The sequence below is a fragment of the Acidovorax sp. Root267 genome, from assembly GCF_001429215.1.
Lineage (GTDB): Bacteria > Pseudomonadota > Gammaproteobacteria > Burkholderiales > Burkholderiaceae_C > Acidovorax > Acidovorax radicis.
Window position 1 is genome coordinate 133194 of sequence record NZ_LMJC01000029.1, and the last position, 18194, is coordinate 151387.

The 18194-nt window shown below is 64.4% G+C and carries 17 protein-coding genes; 4 read left to right on the forward strand and 13 right to left on the reverse strand.

Features of this window, described 5'->3' with window-relative positions:
- Window positions 1-19: 19 nt before the first annotated feature.
- On the reverse strand, window positions 20-1030 hold the full coding sequence (locus tag ASE39_RS16975) for a tripartite tricarboxylate transporter substrate binding protein BugE (protein ID WP_057229139.1): 1011 nt from the start codon (window positions 1028-1030) through the stop codon (window positions 20-22).
- A 102-nt stretch (window positions 1031-1132) separates the two neighbouring features.
- The gene (locus ASE39_RS16980) at window positions 1133-2302 is read right to left on the reverse strand and encodes a M20 family metallopeptidase (protein ID WP_057229141.1); all 1170 of its coding nucleotides are present in this window, start codon (window positions 2300-2302) and stop codon (window positions 1133-1135) included.
- A 102-nt stretch (window positions 2303-2404) separates the two neighbouring features.
- On the opposite strand from ASE39_RS16980, the gene ASE39_RS16985 reads away from it, so the two are divergent.
- A complete protein-coding gene (locus ASE39_RS16985) occupies window positions 2405-3325 on the forward strand; it encodes a MurR/RpiR family transcriptional regulator (protein ID WP_057229143.1) in 921 nt (306 codons plus the stop codon).
- A 75-nt stretch (window positions 3326-3400) separates the two neighbouring features.
- On the opposite strand, the gene ASE39_RS16990 is transcribed toward ASE39_RS16985, so the two are convergent.
- The 8 genes from ASE39_RS16990 to ASE39_RS17025 form a co-directional block, all read right to left on the reverse strand.
- Window positions 3401-4897: a hypothetical protein gene (locus ASE39_RS16990; protein ID WP_057229145.1), complete on the reverse strand. Its 1497-nt coding sequence runs from the start codon at window positions 4895-4897 to the stop codon at window positions 3401-3403.
- 16 nt (window positions 4898-4913) lie between these two features.
- Window positions 4914-5729, reverse strand: a complete 816-nt coding sequence (locus ASE39_RS16995) for a hypothetical protein (RefSeq protein WP_140426818.1) — start codon at window positions 5727-5729, stop codon at window positions 4914-4916.
- 199 nt (window positions 5730-5928) lie between these two features.
- Window positions 5929-6666, reverse strand: a complete 738-nt coding sequence (locus tag ASE39_RS17000) for an amino acid ABC transporter ATP-binding protein (protein WP_010462448.1) — start codon at window positions 6664-6666, stop codon at window positions 5929-5931.
- Window positions 6667-6696: 30 nt separating this feature from the next.
- Window positions 6697-7362 (reverse strand): amino acid ABC transporter permease, encoded by a 666-nt coding sequence (locus ASE39_RS17005; RefSeq protein ID WP_010462450.1) that lies wholly within the window; start codon window positions 7360-7362, stop codon window positions 6697-6699.
- Between the two features lies 1 nt (window position 7363).
- On the reverse strand, window positions 7364-8122 hold the full coding sequence (locus ASE39_RS17010; protein WP_010462453.1) for an amino acid ABC transporter permease: 759 nt from the start codon (window positions 8120-8122) through the stop codon (window positions 7364-7366).
- A 108-nt stretch (window positions 8123-8230) separates the two neighbouring features.
- Window positions 8231-9130, reverse strand: a complete 900-nt coding sequence (locus ASE39_RS17015) for an amino acid ABC transporter substrate-binding protein (RefSeq protein WP_057271920.1) — start codon at window positions 9128-9130, stop codon at window positions 8231-8233.
- 112 nt (window positions 9131-9242) lie between these two features.
- On the reverse strand, window positions 9243-10139 hold the full coding sequence (locus ASE39_RS17020) for an amino acid ABC transporter substrate-binding protein (protein WP_029413955.1): 897 nt from the start codon (window positions 10137-10139) through the stop codon (window positions 9243-9245).
- A gap of 192 nt (window positions 10140-10331) precedes the next feature.
- Window positions 10332-11264, reverse strand: coding sequence for a LysR family transcriptional regulator (locus tag ASE39_RS17025; RefSeq protein WP_010462461.1), 933 nt, complete (start codon window positions 11262-11264; stop codon window positions 10332-10334).
- A gap of 317 nt (window positions 11265-11581) precedes the next feature.
- On the opposite strand from ASE39_RS17025, the gene ASE39_RS17030 reads away from it, so the two are divergent.
- Genes ASE39_RS17030 through ASE39_RS17040 form a run of 3 tightly spaced genes read left to right on the forward strand, consistent with a single transcriptional unit; the run spans window position 11582 to window position 14527 of the window.
- Window positions 11582-12148, forward strand: a complete 567-nt coding sequence (locus ASE39_RS17030) for a TRAP transporter small permease (protein ID WP_029413957.1) — start codon at window positions 11582-11584, stop codon at window positions 12146-12148.
- The gene (locus ASE39_RS17035) at window positions 12145-13443 is read left to right on the forward strand and encodes a TRAP transporter large permease (RefSeq protein ID WP_010462464.1); all 1299 of its coding nucleotides are present in this window, start codon (window positions 12145-12147) and stop codon (window positions 13441-13443) included. Before ASE39_RS17030 ends, ASE39_RS17035 begins: the two co-directional genes overlap by 4 nt.
- 46 nt (window positions 13444-13489) lie before the next feature.
- Window positions 13490-14527 carry a DctP family TRAP transporter solute-binding subunit gene (locus ASE39_RS17040; protein ID WP_010462466.1) on the forward strand — a complete coding sequence of 346 codons (1038 nt, stop codon included), beginning with the start codon at window positions 13490-13492 and terminating at the stop codon, window positions 14525-14527.
- 147 nt (window positions 14528-14674) lie between these two features.
- Here the strand turns inward: ASE39_RS17040 and ASE39_RS17045 are convergent, their stop codons facing one another.
- From ASE39_RS17045 to ASE39_RS17055, 3 genes are all read right to left on the reverse strand, one after another.
- A complete protein-coding gene (locus tag ASE39_RS17045; protein WP_010462468.1) occupies window positions 14675-15031 on the reverse strand; it encodes a nucleotide pyrophosphohydrolase in 357 nt (118 codons plus the stop codon).
- 71 nt (window positions 15032-15102) lie between these two features.
- Window positions 15103-16035: a 2-hydroxyacid dehydrogenase gene (locus tag ASE39_RS17050; RefSeq protein ID WP_029413959.1), complete on the reverse strand. Its 933-nt coding sequence runs from the start codon at window positions 16033-16035 to the stop codon at window positions 15103-15105.
- A gap of 156 nt (window positions 16036-16191) precedes the next feature.
- Entirely contained in the window at window positions 16192-18090 is a 1899-nt protein-coding gene (locus tag ASE39_RS17055; protein ID WP_057271921.1) for an ABC transporter ATP-binding protein/permease, read from the reverse strand.
- Window positions 18091-18194: the final 104 nt, after the last annotated feature.

Here is an 18194-nt window from a genome sequence, read left to right on the forward strand (position 1 = left end):
AAACCAAGCTTCCCGGCGCTCATTCGGCCGTGATGCCAGCCTTGCGCACCACCTCGCCGAATTTCACGAGGCGCTCGGACATCATCTTCTCGAACGCGGCCGGCGCCATCTCTTCCGGCACGATCACGCCGCGCTCCTTGAGGTTGGCCACCATGGCGGGTGACGTGGCCACCTGGCGCACGGCCTTGTACAAGGTCTGCACGACGGCGTCGGGCGTGCCGCCGGGTGCGGCCAGGCCGGTCCACGACGTGAGGTTGAGCTCGGGGTAGCCGACCTCGGCCATGGTGGGGACATCGGGCAGTTGCGGCAGGCGCTGGTCGGCGGCCACTGCCAGGGCGCGCACCTTGCCCGCCTGGACGTGGGGCAGCATGATGACCAGGTTGTCGAGGATGAACTGCACCTCGTTGGCCAGCACCGCCGTGATCAGCGGTGTGCCGCCGCGGTACGGGATGTGCGTGGTGAAGGCGCCAGTGGCCGCCTTGAACATCTCCACATTGAGCTGGCCCATGCTGCCCACGCCGCCGCTGCCGTAGTTGAGCTTGCCGGGGTTCTTCTTGGCGTAGGCCACGAACTCGGCAAACGTCTTGAACGGCAGGCTGCTGTGCACCACCAGCGCGTTGGGCTGGCGGCCCAGGATGGCGATGTTCTCGAAATCCTTGACCGGGTCGTAGCCCACCTTGGGCTGGGTCAGCGGGTTGGCCAGGTGGCTGCTTTGCGAGGACACGACCAGCGTGTAGCCATCGGGCTTGGCGCGTGCCACGTACAGCGCCCCCACCGATCCGCCCGCGCCAGCGCGGTTCTCCACCACGATGGGCACGCCCAGCACCTTGGACAGCGGCTCGGAATACTGGCGCGCCATGATGTCCACCGAGCCACCGGGCGGGAACGGCACCACGAGCGTGATCGGACGCGAAGGGTATTTCTCGTCGGCCTGTGCGGCCAGCGGTGCGAGGCCGGTCACGGCCGCCAGGCCCAGCGCCAGGCTGGAGGAAAGAACACGACGGCGGGGAGATTGCGAAGCAAATGGCATGGGTCTTCTTTCAGGAAACTGGGATGGGGATGGAGCGTGCGCGCAGCGGCATCGGCATCGTCGGGCTTGTGCGGATGCGCGCAGGGGCGCGGAATGGATCGATCAGGGGTGGTCGAGCACCGCCAGCGCCACCGCCTGCGCGCGCGGCACGAAGGTGGACAGCTCGCAGTACTCGCGCTCGGTGTGCGGGTGGCCACCCACGGGGCCGGTGCCGCACAGTGTGGGCGCGCCCACCGACGCGGTCAGGCCGCTGTCGGCCGCGCCGCCGGTGAATTCGCCCTGCACCTCGAAGCCCAACGACAGGGCGCCACGCTGGTACAGCGCCAGCAGCGCGTCGGGCGTGGGCTTCATGGGCAGCGTGCGGCGGGATTCGGTGATGCGGCCATGGGTGCGCGGCACGGACTCTTCTTCCACGATGGCGCGCACCTTCTGCAGCAGTGCCTCCGGGTCGGTGTCGGAGGTGAAGCGCAGGTCCACCTCGGCCTTGGCGTGTGGGGCCACCATGTTGGGCACGATGCCGCCCTGCACCACGCCCACGTTGACGGTGGTGCCCGTGGCGGGGTCGGTCAGCGCATGCAGCGCCAGCGTCTTGCGGGCCAGCGCCTCGATGGCGCTTGCGCCTGCCGCGTGGTTGATGCCGGCGTGGGCGGCCACGCCCTCCACCTCGAACTCCACCACCATCGAGCCCTTGCGGCTCGTCACCAAATTGCCGCTGACCCGGCCGGGCTCGGCATTGAGCACCGCCTTGACGCCGCGCGCCTTGGCCATGATGCGCTCGCGCGTGACGGGCGAGCCGATCTCCTCGTCGCACGAGAAGAACAGCTGCAGCGGCCCCTTCAGCCCGCCGCAGCGCGCAAAGGCCTCGGCCACGAACACGTTCATCACCAGGCCCGACTTCATGTCGGCCACGCCGGGGCCATAGGCACGGCCGTCCGCCACGCGGAAGGGGCGGCGCGCCACCGTGCCGGCGGGGAACACGGTGTCCATGTGGCCCATGAGCACGATGGGCGGGCCGTCGACGGCGCCGGGAACGTGGGCATGCAGCAGCACGCCATAGCCTGGCACGGGCTCGAACTGCACGGCTACGCCGGCAGCCTCCAGCCGCTCGCGCAGGGCGGTGGCCACGGCCGTCACACCCGCCTCGTCGCGGCTGCCGCTGTCGATGTCCACGACTTTCTGCAACAGGTCTTGCATGGCTTGGGACTGGCTGGCCAGCCAGTCCAGAATGCGCTGGCGCACCGCCAGGCCTTGGTTTTCAAGGGTATCCTGCATCTCAATCCTCGGGGTGGGCCCCGGAATCGGGGCGCGAATCTGGGTGGAAGTGTTGCACGCACCGCCCGTGTTTGCAATACATTTTTCACAAAAGAGACATCAATGAAATCATCATTGCAATCATCCTCCGGCTTGCTGACCGAGCGCCTGGCGCGGCAGAGCGCGGAGCTGACCGCCAGCGAACGCGCTCTGGCCGAAGCCCTGGGGCGCGACTACCCGTACGCACTGCTCGAATCCGCCACAGCCCTGGCCGCGCGCAATGGCACCAGCGCGTCGACCGTGGTGCGGCTGTTCGCCAAGCTGGGCTACGCCAGCTATGCCGAGGCTCAGCGCGAGGCGCGCGGCGAAGTCACCGCCCTGCTGCAGACGGCCGGCCAGCGCGCCCCGGTGACCATCGGCACCGAGCGCAGCCTGCCGCAGTGCGTGGACGATGCACTGCTGCACGACCAGCACAACATCACCGCCACGCGCGACAGCCTGGACATGGTCGCATTCGAAGCGATGGCCCGGCGCATTGCCCAGACCGAGGGTCGGATCTTCGTGCTGGCCCAGATCAACAGCGCCCCCGTGGCCGCCTGGCTGGCGCTGCACCTGAACATGTGCCGCCCTGGCGTGCAGGAACTGGGTGCCGGTGCGGTGGCGGCCACCGACCAGCTGCTGTGGGTGCAGCCTGAAGACACGTTGCTGGCCTTCAGCATCCGCCGCTACGCCAGCGGGCCGGTGAAGGTGGCCCAGCGCTTTCGCGACGCGGGCGCGCAGGTCCTGGCCATCACCGACAGTGCGGCCGCCCCGCTGGCGGCGCTGGCCCAACACCTCGTGCAGGTGCGCACGTCCAACGCATCGCCCTTCGATTCGTACACCGCCGCCTTCTTCGTCTGCAATGCCCTGGTCTCGGCCGTCGCGCAGCTTCGCCATGCGCAGGTGTCCGAGGCGCTCAAGCGCAGGGACACGCTGTGGAAGGATGTGGAGGACCAGCAGCTCATCGTGAACGACACACCGGCGCGCAAGCCCCCACGCAAGTAGCAGGGGCAGACACACCAGCGGGCAGCGCCCTGTGCATATGGCCCGAAAAACCCTGCCAACCGGCGTCCAGGGCGGTCAGCCTGCAGCCAGCGTGGCGCGCCACTCGGCAAATCGCATCGCAATCGTTGGCGCGATGGCATCGAATGCCTCCCAGCTGTCGGGCGTCCGGGCCTCGTCCGGGTCGCGAAAGTGGTTGGAAGAACCGAAAACGGCCTGGATGTCGGCCTGCCAGCGCTGGTCGTCGGGCGCACCAAAGCCCTTGTAGTAGTAGCCCCAGAAGCCATTCGCTTCGTCGGTGATGTCGCTGCTCCAGACAATGCGCTGGCAGGGACCATGCAGAAACTGCAATGGTGTGGCCACACGGGCTCGCCAAGGTGCCAGCACGCTGTCCGGGTAGCGCTGCGGGTTGAGCAGGCCGTGCAACGCGCACCAGGTCGCAAAGAACGCGCCTTCCACATAGACCAGGGGTTGGGTCTCTTCGTAGCTGGCACTGGCCTCGATGAAGTCCAGCTCCTGGCGCAATTTCACGAAAACGCGGCCGATGCCGGGGCCTTCGCCGTCGCGCTCCAGGATCATCTCCAGCATGTCGTTGACAGGCAGGGTCACATAGGGATCGTCTGCGTCTGTGCCTGGAAAGTGCTGCCACGACAGCCCCTGGGGCAATGGCACCACCTGGGCAGCCTGCGCGGGCACGAGGATTCTCACGACATGGGTGCGCCAGACGCGCCCGTCTCTGACCGGAGGCCACAGGCTTCGGTGCCTGGGGGCCCTCTCGGCAAAAACCGCGATGCCGGTGGACTGCGAGGTGACGTAGGTCCTGTTGTTGTGCGGTGTGGCGGGCTTGAGCGGCTTGGCCCCCACGCTAGCCAGCCACTGCCGCACCACAGGGTCGTCAATGCGTCGGCCGATGCAGGCCAGCATCTGAACCCACGGGCTGCCGCCGCCTTCGGGTGCCGGGGCATGCGCAGCCCCAGTTGCAGGTACTGCGCTGCCGGAGGCCGACTGCTGCAGCCGCCCTTGCACGGCATCCTCGATCCAGCCATCGAAATCGGGCCAGCGCTGCTCCGCCTCGGACACGATGTCTTCCCCGGTCGAGGGCACCGCCAGGCCCTGCCTCGCCAGCCACTCCAGCAGCTCGCGGGCGACCTCCGACCCCTCTTCGGGCGGATCGTCCATGTCGCCGCTGAGGGCAAACTCGCCGTAGCCGATGCCCAGCAAGCGCAGAAACTGCAAGGCATCGCTGGCCAGCACCCGCCCTCCGCCTTCGGACCCGAGGTACACCACGGGCATTCCGCCCTGGGGAGCACGCCAGACCGCAATGGCAGCACCGTCTGGCTGGGTGCCAAAGACCCCGAGCTGCTGCGCCGCGAACTGTCCGCTGGCATGGCCTTCCCCGCCAAGGTAGCGGGCCACGGCATGGGGCGGCTCTGCATGAAAGGCAAAGAAGCCACTCACGCTCGCGGACGAGTCGCGCAGCTGCGGGCACGCCTGCAGGAGGTCGCGCAGAGGTTGCGGCACCGGCAGGTCCGCGGGAAAGGCAAATTTGTCGGCCGCTGGGGTATTGCTGTGCATGGTGGTGAGATTCCTGTCAATTCGAGTTCGCTCGGGAGCTTCCCCGCGCGGCCCCCTGGGCGGACACCGCGCCTTTGGAGGAAGGCTCGTCAGCGGGGCGCCCGGCGGCGCGCAGACTCCCACAGAAAATGCGGCACGCCTCTAAACCACCTTCCGAGCTGTCCGTGGGCGGGCTCACCAGCACCACCGCCAATTGAGGTGTGAGCTGCATGAGCACAGCGTCCACGCTCCCGACCCCTGCATGGATGGACTCGTACTTCTTGATGCGGGTGCGGTACCAGGTGCTCCCTGCAACCGCCTCGCCCAAATAGGCCCGCTTGCCAAAGAACCTGGTGCGCACCAAGGCCTCTGCACCCACTTTGGGCAACAGCCAGACCCCACCCTCAAACTGGAAAGGCTCCATCGGCTGATGATCGACCTCGATGCGGGTGCGCGCCACCTGCACGGTGGGCCAGTCCGTCACGCCACTCAGGGTCCAGTCGCAGACGTTATAAGGTGGCGAGCCCCCCTCGTCCTTGTTCTTGCACTCCAGCACCTTCGGCGGGTTGATGGCGGGCACCACATCAAAAGCGCACACGCCCATCCCGCCCGATCCTTCGGTGCGGCGCGGTCTGGTGATGCGGTACTGCACGGGAAGTTCGAAGGCCAGTCCGCAGGCCATCACCGTCGGCGGGAGTACAGGGCTGGTTGCCACGGCAGGCTTGCCCGCCTGGGCTGCCACCACGCCAGGCAACAAGGCCATGGCTAGGTGCAGGCACAGCCACGCCACCCAGGGCACGCAGGCATCGGAGCCACCGGCCATGGGATGGGCCATCGGGAGAGCAGGGTTCATCGGGACAGAGGTTGATGGCAGCATCTGCCAAGGTAGCACAGGATATTGCAGATCAACACGCGCAGCCCCCCCTTAATAGAAGGCCCTCACCCCCACCTTCCGCCGCCCGCACCAAAACACAAAAGGCGCCCGAGGCGCCTTTTGTGTTTTGTACCGGCCATCGCATCGCCCTTGCAGGAGGCTGCGATGCGGGTGCAGCTCAGTGCTGCAGGATCTTGTTGAGAAAGTCCTTGGTACGCGGCTGGCGTGCATCGGGGTTGTTGAAGAAGTCGTCCTTGGAGCAGTCTTCCAGGATCTTGCCGCCCACGTCCATGAAGATCACGCGGTTGCTGACCTTGCGGGCAAAGCCCATTTCGTGGGTCACGCACATCATGGTCATGCCTTCGTTGGCCAGGCCCACCATCACGTCCAGCACTTCGCCGACCATTTCGGGGTCGAGCGCGGACGTGGGTTCGTCGAACAGCATCACGATGGGGTCCATCGACAGCGCACGGGCAATGGCCACGCGCTGCTGCTGGCCGCCGGAGAGCTGGCCCGGAAACTTGTCCTTGTGCGCCATCAGGCCCACGCGTTCAAGCATCTTGAGGCCACGCTTCTTGGCGTCGTCCGCGCTGCGGCCCAGCACCTTGATCTGCGCAATGGTCAGGTTGTCCGTGACCGACAGGTGGGGGAACAGCTCAAAGTGCTGAAACACCATGCCCACGCGGCTGCGCAGCTTGGGCAGATCGGTCTTGGGGTCGTGCAGCGCAATACCGTCCACCGTGATCTCGCCCTTCTGGAAGGGTTCGAGCGCGTTGATGGTCTTGATCAGCGTGGACTTGCCCGAGCCCGACGGGCCGCACACCACCACCACTTCACCTTTTTGGATGGTGGCAGAGCACTCGTTGAGCACCTGCACCGGGCCATACCATTTGGATACGTTCTTGAGTTCGATCATTTCTTTTTCCTCAATCCAATCTCTTTTGCATCAGCGAATGATCGCGATCTTCTGGTGCAGACGCTTGACCGCCCAGGACAGCGCGTAGCACATCACAAAGTACAGCACGGCTGCAGCCAGGTAGGCCTCGATGGGGCGACCGAAGTTCTTGCCCGCCACTTCAAAGCCCTTGAGCATGTCGTAGGCACCGATGGCATACACCAGCGACGTGTCCTGGAACAGGATGATGGTCTGCGTGAGCAGCACCGGCAGCATGTTGCGGAACGCCTGGGGCAGCACCACCAGCTTCATGTTCTGGCCATACGTCATGCCCAGCGCCTGGCCCGCATACACCTGGCCGCGCGGAATGGACTGGATACCGGCACGCATGATCTCGCTGAAGTAGGCCGCTTCAAACGCGATGAAGGTGATGATGGCCGAGACTTCCGCACCGATGGGGCGACCAATGATGGCCGGCACCAGCAGGAAGAACCACAGGATCACCATGACCAGCGGAATGCTGCGCATGCCGTTGACGTAGATGGTGGCAGGCACATCCAGCCACTTCTTGCCCGACAGACGCATGAGCGCCAGCACCGTGCCGAAGACCACACCACCGATGGTGGCGATGAACGTGAGCAACAGGCTGAAATACAGCCCCTTGAGCACGAAGTTGGAAATCAGGTCCCAGTTGTAGAAGGAAAAGTCGAGATTCATATCAGTGCCCCCCTCCTGCCGCGCCAGAAACGACCATCCCGGGGATGCGTGCGCGCTTCTCGATGAAGGCCATGATGCGGTTGATGGCAAATGCCGAGATGATGTAGAGGCTCGTCACCGCCAGGTAGACCTCGATACCGCGCGAGGTTTCTTCCTGTGCCTGCATGGCGAACATCGTGAGTTCTGCCACCGACACGGCAAACGCCACGGACGAGTTCTTGAAGATATTCATCGTCTCGCTGGTCAGCGGCGGAATGATGATGCGAAATGCCATGGGCAGCAGCACATAGCGGTAGGTCTGGAACGTGGTGAAACCCACCGCCAAACCGGCATACCGCTGGCCCCGCGGCAACGCCTGAATGCCAGAGCGCACCTGCTCGGCAATCCGCGCCGACGTGAAGAAGCCCAAAGCCAGCACCACCAGCGCAAAGCCGGGAACGCCCCTCAAAACCGGAAAGAAGCTGGGCAGGACGTGGTACCACAGAAAAATCTGCACCAGCAACGGAATATTGCGGAACAGCTCCACCCAGGCATTGCCCAGGCGCACGATCATCGGTCGGTCCTGCAAGGTCCGCAGTGTCCCGATCAGGGAACCCAGCACAAGAGCCAGCACCAGGGCCAGCAGCGAAACAGACACCGTCCAGCCCCAGGCCGACAGCATCCAGTCCAGGTAGGTGATATCGCCGCCCTTGCCAAAGCAGCTTTGCACGACTTCCCTGTCCATGGTGTCCTGGCAGAACACCTGCCAATCCCAACTCATAGGAGCACCCCTTAAATTCTTGGTGTTGCGTTGGGCGCAACCCTTTGCGAGCCCAACAAAAAAGCCCCTTCAAACCGTTTGGCCGAAGGGGCACAAGCGTTCAGAAAATTACTTCTTTGCGTAGTCTTCCATGGGCTTGTCGTTAGGCGATGCCCACGCGGCCTTGGTAGCGTCAGACAATGGCAGGCCGATCTTGGTGTTGGTCGGTGGCACGGGTTGCATGAACCACTTGTCGTACAGCTTGGCCAGCGAACCGTCAGCGATCTGGCGCTTGATGGAATCGTCCACAGCCTTCTTGAAGCCCGCGTCGTCCTTGCGCAGCATGCAGGCGATGGGTTCCACGTTCAGCACTTCGCCCACGATCTTGTAATCGGCGGGGTTCTTGGACTTGGAGATGTTGGCCGCCAGGATGGAGCCATCCATCACGAAGGCGTCAGCACGGCCCGTTTCCAGCATCAGGAAGCTGTCAGCGTGGTCCTTGCCAAAGACTTCCTTGAAGTCGATGCCACCAGCGCGCTCGTGCTTGCGCAGAGTCTGCACCGAAGTGGTGCCCGTGGTGGTAGCAATGGTCTTGCCGTTCAAGTCCTTGATCGACGTGATGCCCGAACTGGCCTTCACGGCCGTGCGCACTTCTTCCACGTAAGTGGTCACGGCAAAGGCCACATCCTTCTGGCGGGCTGCGTTGTTGGTGGTGGAGCCACACTCCAGGTCCACAGTACCGTTGGTCACCAGTGGAATGCGGTTTTGCGAGGTGACGGGCTGGTACTTGACTTCCAGCTTGGGCAGGCCCAGTTGCTTCTGGATATCGGCCAAGACGATTTCGCCCATTTCGGTATGGAAACCCACAAACTTGCCGTTACCCAGGGTGTAGGAAAGACCGGAAGATTCGCGAACACCCAGCGTCACGGTACCCGAGGCCTTGATCTTGGCCAGGGTATCGGTGGCTTGAGCGAAAGCGCTACCTGCAGCCAGGGCGGTCACGGCAACCGCGAGCAAATGCTTCTTCATTGGTATCTCCTTGTGTGTGAAGCTAAAAAGGGGGGATTCTAGAGATTCGCCCGTGCTGGCAACGCCAGCAGGCCATGTTCTCCAAAAACAGAAACCTCGACCGGGATATTAGTCAGAACGGGACTTGGTCGGTAGGGTATTTCCAGAAGTCGCGCAACAAGTAGCTGACCGGGAGGTTCAGTACCGTGTTGTTCGGCGGGATGGGTTTTTGGAACCATTTGTCATAGATCGGATAGATGTCCCGGCTGGTGATCAGGCGGCGCATCTCTTCGTCAATCAGCTTCTTGAACTCAGGGTCGTTCTTGGGCAGCATGATGGCCAGCGGCTCGGTGGTCATGAAGCGGCCCACCACCTTGAGCGCCTTGGGGTCCGGCCGCCCGGCCGCCAGGCCATACAGCAGCACATCGTCCATCACAAAGGCATCGGCCTCGCCCTTCTCGACCATATCGACCGCCTTGGCGTGGTCGGCCGCCTCCACGATGGAGATCCCCATCAGGCGCTCCCGGTTGGCCTGGTCCGCCGCTTTCAGGGGGGTGGTGCCTTTGGTGGACACCAGCTTTTTGCCATTGAGATCTTCCACGCGGTCGATGGGACTCGAAGACTTGACCAGCAGCCGCGCGCCAGTGATGAAATGGGGAATGGTGAAGGCCACCTTCTGCCGCCGCTCGGCGTTGTTGGTGGTGGAGCCGCACTCCATGTCGGCCTTGCCCTGCTCGATCACGGCGATGCGGTTGGCGGGTGTGACCGCCAGGAACTCGACCTCCATGTCTTTCTTGCCGGTCTTCTTGCGCACTACTTCGGCCAGGCGCAAACACAGATCCATCGCATAGCCTACCGGCTTGCCGGACTGCGTATCAATGTACGAGAAAGGTACCGACGATTCGCGGTGTGCAATCACCAGCTTGCCACCGGCACTGATGCGCTCCAGCACCGAGGCGTGTGCGGACGCCGCAAAAGCGCAGCTTGCAGCCGCAAGGCCCCAGGCTATTCCCCAATGCTGAACTTTCATACGGCGTCTCGGTGAGTGGATGGATCGGATTCGCAATGTTCGTGCCACCGTGGGGACTAAGAACCTGCTCTTAGACGGCACACGCTGCGGTAACCGACCCAGCGATGGCGCCGACTGTACGTGTCGTTACCGTGAAATTCCAATGCCGTTTGCGCGCGCAACTATGCAAAGTGTTTATATCCGTATTTACCCTTAGCATGACCCTGCCTGTGCTTGAAGGTACATCCACAGGGCCTGGGCCGTGCCCTTGGGGGCCTCCTTGCCCGCTGGCTTCTCGCGGTAGGCGCGCACATCCATGGTCATCTGCAGGCCTTCGGTGTCGGCCGGGGCCGCACTGACCAGGCGGCGGGACCGCAGTTCTTTCTTCACGGCACTGTGCGGCAGAAAGGCCACGCCATGGCCTTCCAGCGCCATGGCCTTCAGGCCTTCGGCCATGTCGGTCTCGTACACCCGTTCCAGGTGGATGGGCGTGCCGGATTCCTTCAGGATCAGTTCCGTCACGCGGCCCAGGTACGCGCCGGGGGCGTAGCCCAGATAGGGCAGTGGCTGCCCGGCCCGGCCAGGCAGGCGGTGCAAGGGCTGGCCGTCTGCGTCGGCCTTGCTGTAGGGAGAAATGACTTCCTGCCCCAGGCTGACCATTTCATACCGGTCGGCATCCAGCTGAAAAGGCTGTGAGGGGTGGTGGTAGGCAATCAGCAGGTCGCACCCGCCTTCCACCAGCCGCATCACGGCATCGTGCACATTGAGCGCGATCAACCGGCTTTTGAACGGGCCGAACTTGTCGTGCAGGCTCGACACCCAGGCGGGGAAAAACGTGAACGCCAGGGTGTGCGGCACCGCGAACTCGATCATGTCCTTGCCGGCGCTGGTGTGCGCCCGCAGCATGGCGCGCGTGTTCTGCAGCGCCTGCAGCACCTCCAGCGCCTGGTCGTACAGGGTCTTGCCGGCCGGGGTGAGTCGTGTGGGGTAGGAGCTGCGGTCCACCAGATCGGTGCCCGCCCAGGCTTCCAGGGCCTGGATGCGCCGCGAAAAGGCCGGCTGTGTCACGTGGCGCAACTGGGCGGACCGGCTGAAGCTGCGTGTTTCCGCAAGACTGACAAAATCTTCTAGCCACTTGGTTTCCATGCAGGCATTATCCGCGCGCGCCTGCGGTCGTGCTTCGTAAAGATATGAGGGTTTTCATAGTGCACCCTGAGCGCACCAATGGTGTGCATGCATAGCAACCAACGCATAATGGAACACAGCGCTTACCGCGCTTTTTTTGCGCTCGGGGCGTGACACGCCCCACGCCCACGGTGCACAACACCGCCGGGCGGGGCGGCTGGTGTTCGCATCACGACTTACAGCGCGATCAGGCAACCTACCTGTCTTTGCCTGCCGCTGCGGATTCATCCTTGTTGGCACAAGTCCCGCGCACGTTTTTTCTCTTCCACCCTGCCCCCATGTCCTCCTCTCCCCCCCCAGGGCCTTCGGCCGACGCATCGCCCGACACCACAAGCCCCGAGGCCGAGCCCCGTTCGCTGCGCCTTGAAGACTGGCTCACAGTCATCGTGATGGCCGCCCTGGCCCTGATCACCTTTGCCAACGTGCTGGTGCGCTATTTCACCAACTCGTCTTTTGCCTGGACCGAGGAAATCTCGGTCTTCCTGATGATTGTTCTGGCCCTGGTGGCGGGCTCTGCAGCCGTGGCGCGCGACCAGCACATCCGCATCGAATACTTTGCCGAAGGCGGCTCGGCCCTGCGCCGCAAGCGGCTGGCCCAACTCGGCGCCGTCACCGTGGCCGTGCTGTTCGGGCTGATCGCCGTGCTCAGCGTGCGCGTGGTGTGGGACGACTACCGCTTTGGCGAGACCTCGCCCGGCATCGGCGTGCCGCAATGGTGGTACTCGATCTGGCTGCCAGTGTTGTCTACGCTGATCGCCGCCCGCGCCGTCGGCGTGCTGCTTCGCCGCACACGCACTGAGCCCGAAGCAGCGGCCGCAGAAGCCACCCGGGACGGCCAGCCATGATCGCCACCCTGTTGTTCGTGGCCTTCCTGGGCCTGATGTTCGTGGGCGTGCCCATCGGCGCTGCCCTGGGGCTGGCCGGTGCCGCCGCCATCGCGTTGGCCAATGCCGACAGCCAGTGGTTCGGTCTGCTGGCCGTGCCGCAGAACTTCTACGCGGGCCTGGGCAAATACCCGCTGCTGGCCATCCCGATGTTCGTGCTGGTCGGCTCCATCTTCGACCGCTCGGGCGTCGCGCTGCGCCTCGTGAACTTTGCCGTGGCCATCGTCGGGCGCGGCCCGGGCATGCTGCCGCTGGTGGCCATTGTGGTGGCCATGTTTCTCGGGGGCATCTCGGGCTCTGGCCCGGCCAACGCCGCCGCCGTGGGGGGCGTGATGATCGCGGCCATGTCGCGCGCGGGCTACCCGCCTTCGTTCTCGGCCAGCGTGGTGGGGGCAGCCGCCGCCACCGACATCCTGATCCCGCCCTCCGTCGCCTTCATCATCTACTCGGTGCTGGTGCCGGGCGCCTCGGTACCCGCGCTGTTTGCGGCGGGCATGATCCCGGGCATCCTGGCAGGGATTGCGCTGGTCATCCCGGCGGTGTGGATGGCGCGCAAGCACAAGATGGGCGCGCTGGAAGCCACCATGCCTCGCCCGCCGTTCTGGAAGAGCCTGCGCGAGGCCACCTGGGGCCTGGCCGCACCCGTGCTGATCCTGGGCGGCATGCGCGCCGGCTGGTTCACGCCAACCGAGGCGGCCGTGGTGGCGGTGTTCTACGGCCTGTTCGTGGGCATGGTGATCCACCGCACGATCAAGGTGCGCGACCTGTTCCCCATCCTGCGCGAGTCGGGTGAACTGTCGGCCGTGATTTTGCTGGTGGTGTCGCTTGCGGGCATCTTTGCGTATTCGCTGTCCACGCTGGGCGTGATCGACCCGGTGGCCAACGCCATCGTGAACTCGGGCCTGGGTGAGTACGGCGTGCTGGCGCTGCTCATCGTGCTGCTCATCACCGTGGGCATGTTCCTCGACGGCATCTCGATCTTCCTGATCTTTGTGCCACTGCTGCTGCCCATCATGCAGTTCTACAAGTGGGACCCGGTCTGGTTCGGCGTGATCCTGACCCTCAAGGTGGCGCTGGGCCAATTCACCCCGCCGCTGGCCGTGAACCTCATGGTCTCGTGCCGCATTGCCGGCGTGCGCATGGAATCGACCGTGCGCTGGGTGGGCTGGATGCTGTTTGCCATGTTCCTGGTGATGGTGCTCGTGATCGCCTTCCCGCAACTGGCCCTGTGGCTGCCTGCCAAACTCGGATATTGATTGATTGACTGACTGACGGACTAATTTCTACAAGGAGACTGACACCATGAAACTGCGCACCTTCCTCACTTCCGCCGTGGCTGCTGCCGCAGCGCTGGCCTTCACCGCACCCGCCGCCATGGCGCAAACCGCGTACAAGAGCGAATACCGCATGTCGCTGGTGCTGGGCCCTGCGTTCCCCTGGGGCAAGGGCGGCGAGCTGTGGGCCAACAAGGTCCGCGAGCGCACCAGCGGCCGCATCAACATCAAGCTGTACCCCGGCGTCTCGCTGATCCAGGGCGACCAGACGCGCGAATTTTCAGCGCTGCGCCAGGGCGTGATCGACATGGCCGTGGGCTCCACCATCAACTGGTCGCCCCAGGTCAAGCAGCTCAACCTGTTCTCCCTGCCCTTCCTGTTCCCCGACTACGCCGCTGTGGACGCGGTGACGCAGGGCGACGTGGGCAAGAGCATCTTTGCCACGCTCGACAAGGCGGGTGTGGTGCCATTGGCCTGGGGTGAAAACGGCTACCGCGAAATCTCCAACTCCAAGAAGGCGATCAAGACCCCCGAAGACCTGAAGGGCCTGAAGATCCGCGTGGTGGGCTCGCCCCTGTTCCTGGACACCTTCACCGCGCTGGGCGCCAACCCCACGCAGATGAGCTGGGCCGATGCACAGCCCGCATTTGCCAGCGGCGCCGTGGACGGACAGGAAAACCCGTTGTCGATCTTCACCGCCGCCAAGCTGCACAGCGTGGCGCAAAAACACATCACGCTGTGGGGCTACGTGAATGACCCGCTGATCTTTGTCGTCAACAAGGACATCTGGGCATCCTGGACCCCCGCTGACCGCGAGATCGTCAAGCAGGCTGCCATCGACGCCGGCAAGGAAGAAATCGCCCTCGCGCGCAAAGGCGTGATCGAGGCCGACAAGCCGCTGCTCAAGGACATCGGCGCTTTGGGCGTGACGGTGACCCAGCTGAGCCCTGCCGAGCGCGCCGCTTTTGTGAAGGCCACACGCCCCGTGTACGACAAGTGGAAGGGCCAGATCGGCGCTGACCTCGTGACCTCGGCCGAGAAGGCGATTGCGGCGCGCAAGCAGTAAACCCAACGCTGGTTCGACAAAGCCCCAAAAAGCCCCGCTGCGGCGGGGCTTTTTCATGTGCGTTGGACGATAGCCTGGCTCAAGCCAATTGCTTCACTATTGATAGCATTTAGCGCTTATCAGAAAAGCGCCAGAGGCACTTTACCCTCAAATTTCACGACTGTCCAAGGCTGGATCCACAACGCGCGGCGCCGGGTGCTTGACGGCATTCTTGCGCAGCTTGTTCTCCACCGCCTGCGCCAGGTCCACGCCCGCGTGGTCGGCGATCTGCAGCAGGTACAGCAGCACATCGGCCACCTCGTCGGCAATGGGTTCTGTGAACGCCGGGTCATTGCGCGCCGCCAGCGACTGCTCTGGTGTCATCCACTGGAAGATTTCGGCCAGCTCTGCCGCCTCCACCATGAGCGCCATCGACAGGTTCTTGGGCGTGTGGAACGGCTCCCAATGCCGCTCTGCCGCAAAAGCACGCAGCCGCGCCTGCAAGGCATCTACATCCAGCGACATCGCGATTACTCCTGATTTAATAGCTACCTGCGCTTATCCATCAAGCGCTAACGGCCATTTAGACTCAGATTCTAGAGAGGTGAGACCGGCGCCTCGCCCGCAAAGTGCCGGCGCGCGTTCTCCACAAACCTGTCCACCGACGCCTGCACGGCTTCGGGCGACCAGCCGGCCACGTGCGGGGTGAGCACCACGGTGTCCAGCGCCACCAGTTCGGCCGGAGGCGCGGGCTCGCTCTCATACACATCCAGGCCCGCACCGGCGATGCGTCCGTCCTTCAGCGCCAACGCCAGCGCCTGGGTGTCGATCACGCTGCCGCGCGCGATATTGACCACATAGCCACGCGGGCCGAGGGCGTTGAGCACCTGGGCGTTGACCAGGTGCCGCGTGTCCCCTCCACCCGGCGTGGCCACCACCAGAAAATCCGCCCAGGCCGCCAGCGCCGTCACATCGGCAAAGTAGGTGTACGGCACATCAGTGCGCGGGCTGCGGTTGTGGTAACCCACCTCCACCTCAAAGCCCAGCGCGCGCTGCGCGATCTTCTTGCCAATGGTGCCCAGGCCGATGACGCCAAGGCGTTTGTGCGACACGTTGGGCGGCAGCGGGAGCGCCGTGCGCCACACACCCTCGCGCGTGAGTTGGTCGAGCTTGGGGATGCCACGCACCGCAGCAATCAGCAGCCCCCAGGCGTGGTCGGCCACGCAGTCGTCGTTGGTGCCCGCACCGTTGGCCACCACGATGCCGCGCGCCTTGGCATGCTGCACGGCAATGTTCTCGTAACCCGCGCCCAGCGCGCAGATCAGTGACAACCGGGGCAGCGCGTCGATCTGCGCCACGCTCAAGCCCGTGGAGCCAATGGTCAGCACCGCCGTGATGCGTTCGCCGTGTGTGGCAATGGCCGCTGCGGCCTGAGGGGCATCGGGGGTGTAGATCAGATCGAACGACTGGGACAGCTGGGCGCAGTGTTCTTCGGAGAGGAACATGAGGGCGAGCAGGACAGGTTTCATGGGAGGGATGAGAAGGTCAAATTGAAAGAGCGAATGCAGTGAGGAACGAAATCTCAGTCCCCCCAAAGTGTCCCTGAGTGACGCCGTAAAACTGGCGCGGCGCTATGGCGAGGACGGCCAGCAAGGGCCGCCCCGCAGCAAAGGCCGTCGTCCCCCTCAGGGGGAAGGCGTCGAAGGCGACTCAGGGGGAGCCACATCCAGGGGAGCTTCTTGTTGCAATGCCCACATGCTGGCATAGCGCCCGCGCTGGGCCAGCAACTGGGCGTGCGTACCGCGCTCGATGATGCGGCCAGCATCCATGACCAAGATTTCATGCGCGTCCACCACGGTGGACAGGCGGTGCGCGATCACCAGCGTGGTCTTGTTCTGCGCCACGCTCTGCAGCTCGGCCTGGATGGCGCGTTCGTTGGCCGAGTCGAGCGCCGAGGTCGCCTCGTCAAAGATCAGGATGGGCGGGTTCTTGAGCAAGGTGCGCGCGATGGCCACGCGCTGCTTTTCGCCCCCCGACAGCTTGAGCCCGCGCTCGCCCACTATGGTGCCGTAGCCCTTGGGTGTGCTGGCAATGAAGTCGTGGATGCGGGCAGACTTCGCGGCGGCCTCCACCTCGGCCTGGCTGGCACCAGGGCGGCCATAGGCGATGTTGTAGGCCACGGTGTCATTGAACAGCACCGTGTCTTGCGGCACGATGCCGATGGCCTGGCGCACGCTCGACTGTGTCACGCCACGGATCTCCTGCCCCGCAATGGTGATGCGGCCCTGCTGGATGTCGTAGAAGCGGAACAGCAGCCGCGCCAGCGTGGACTTGCCCGAACCCGAGGGCCCGACCACAGCCACCGTCTTGCCCGCCGGGATCTCGAAGCTGATGCCCTGCAGGATGGGGCGGCCGCTGCGGAGGTCGCCGCCCTTGCGCACATCGTAGGCAAAGTGCACGTCCTCGAAGCGCACGGTGGACTGGTCCAGCCCGGCCAGGGGCAAGGCCCCAGGCGCATCGGCCACCTCGCGCTCCTTGTCCATGAGCGTGAACATCTTGTCCAGGTCGGTCAGGCTCTGCTTGATCTCGCGGTAGATCACGCCCAGGAAGTTGAGCGGGATATACAGCTGGATCATGAAGGCGTTGACCATGACGAGGTCGCCCAGCGTCATGCGGCCATCGACCACGCCCTGCGTGGCACGCCAGAGCATGGCCACCAGCCCGGCAGCAATGATGAGCTGCTGCCCCGTGTTGAGCAGGGACAGCGTGGTCTGACTCTTGAGCCGCGCGCGGCGCAGGCGCTCCAGGCTTTCGTCGTAGCGGCGGGCCTCAAAGCCTTCGTTGTTGAAATACTTGACCGTTTCGTAGTTGAGCAGCGAATCCACGGCCTTGGAGTGCGCGGCCGAGTCGAATTCGTTGGCCTCGCGGCGGAACTGCGTGCGCCACTCGGTCACCAGCACCGTGAAGGTGATGTACAGCGCCAGCGCCGCCAGCGTGATCCACGCAAACCAGGCGTCGAACTTGATGGCCAGCACCGACAGCACCAGCACCACCTCGACCAGCGTGGCCACCACATTGAACAGCGTGAACGAGATCAGCGACTCGATGCCCCGCACGCCGCGCTCGATGTCGCGGGTCATGCCGCCGGTCTGCCGCTCCAGGTGAAACCGCAGGCTCAGGGCATGCAGGTGCTCAAAGGTCTGCAGCGCAATCGAGCGCGCCGCGCCCTGCGTGGCCTTGGCGAAAACCAGTTCGCGCAGCTCGGTAAAAAACGAGGTGGACAGCCGCAGGCCGCCATAGGCCACCAGCAACCCCACCGGCACCACCAGCAGCGCAGCGGGATCGCCGGGCTTGAAGCTCATGGCATCCACCAGCGTCTTGAGCAGGATGGGCACACCCACATTGGCGAACTTGGCGCCGATCATGAACACGATGGCGGCAATCACGCGCCACTTGTATTGCCACAGGTAGGGCAAAAGCCGGTGCAGGGTGGCCCAGTCGGACGGGACCGGCGCAGGGCTGACGCCCGTGCCACTGGCGGTGGCACTGGGAGCGGTGGGGGCAGTTTCGCCGTGGTGGCGCATGGGGGACAATTCCGGTTGTTGTTTTTACCGACCCGGCTGATGCCCAGGTGGTTTTTGCAGGGCGCAAGCCCCTTGCGAAACCACCGGTTTCCCCAAGGATTGGC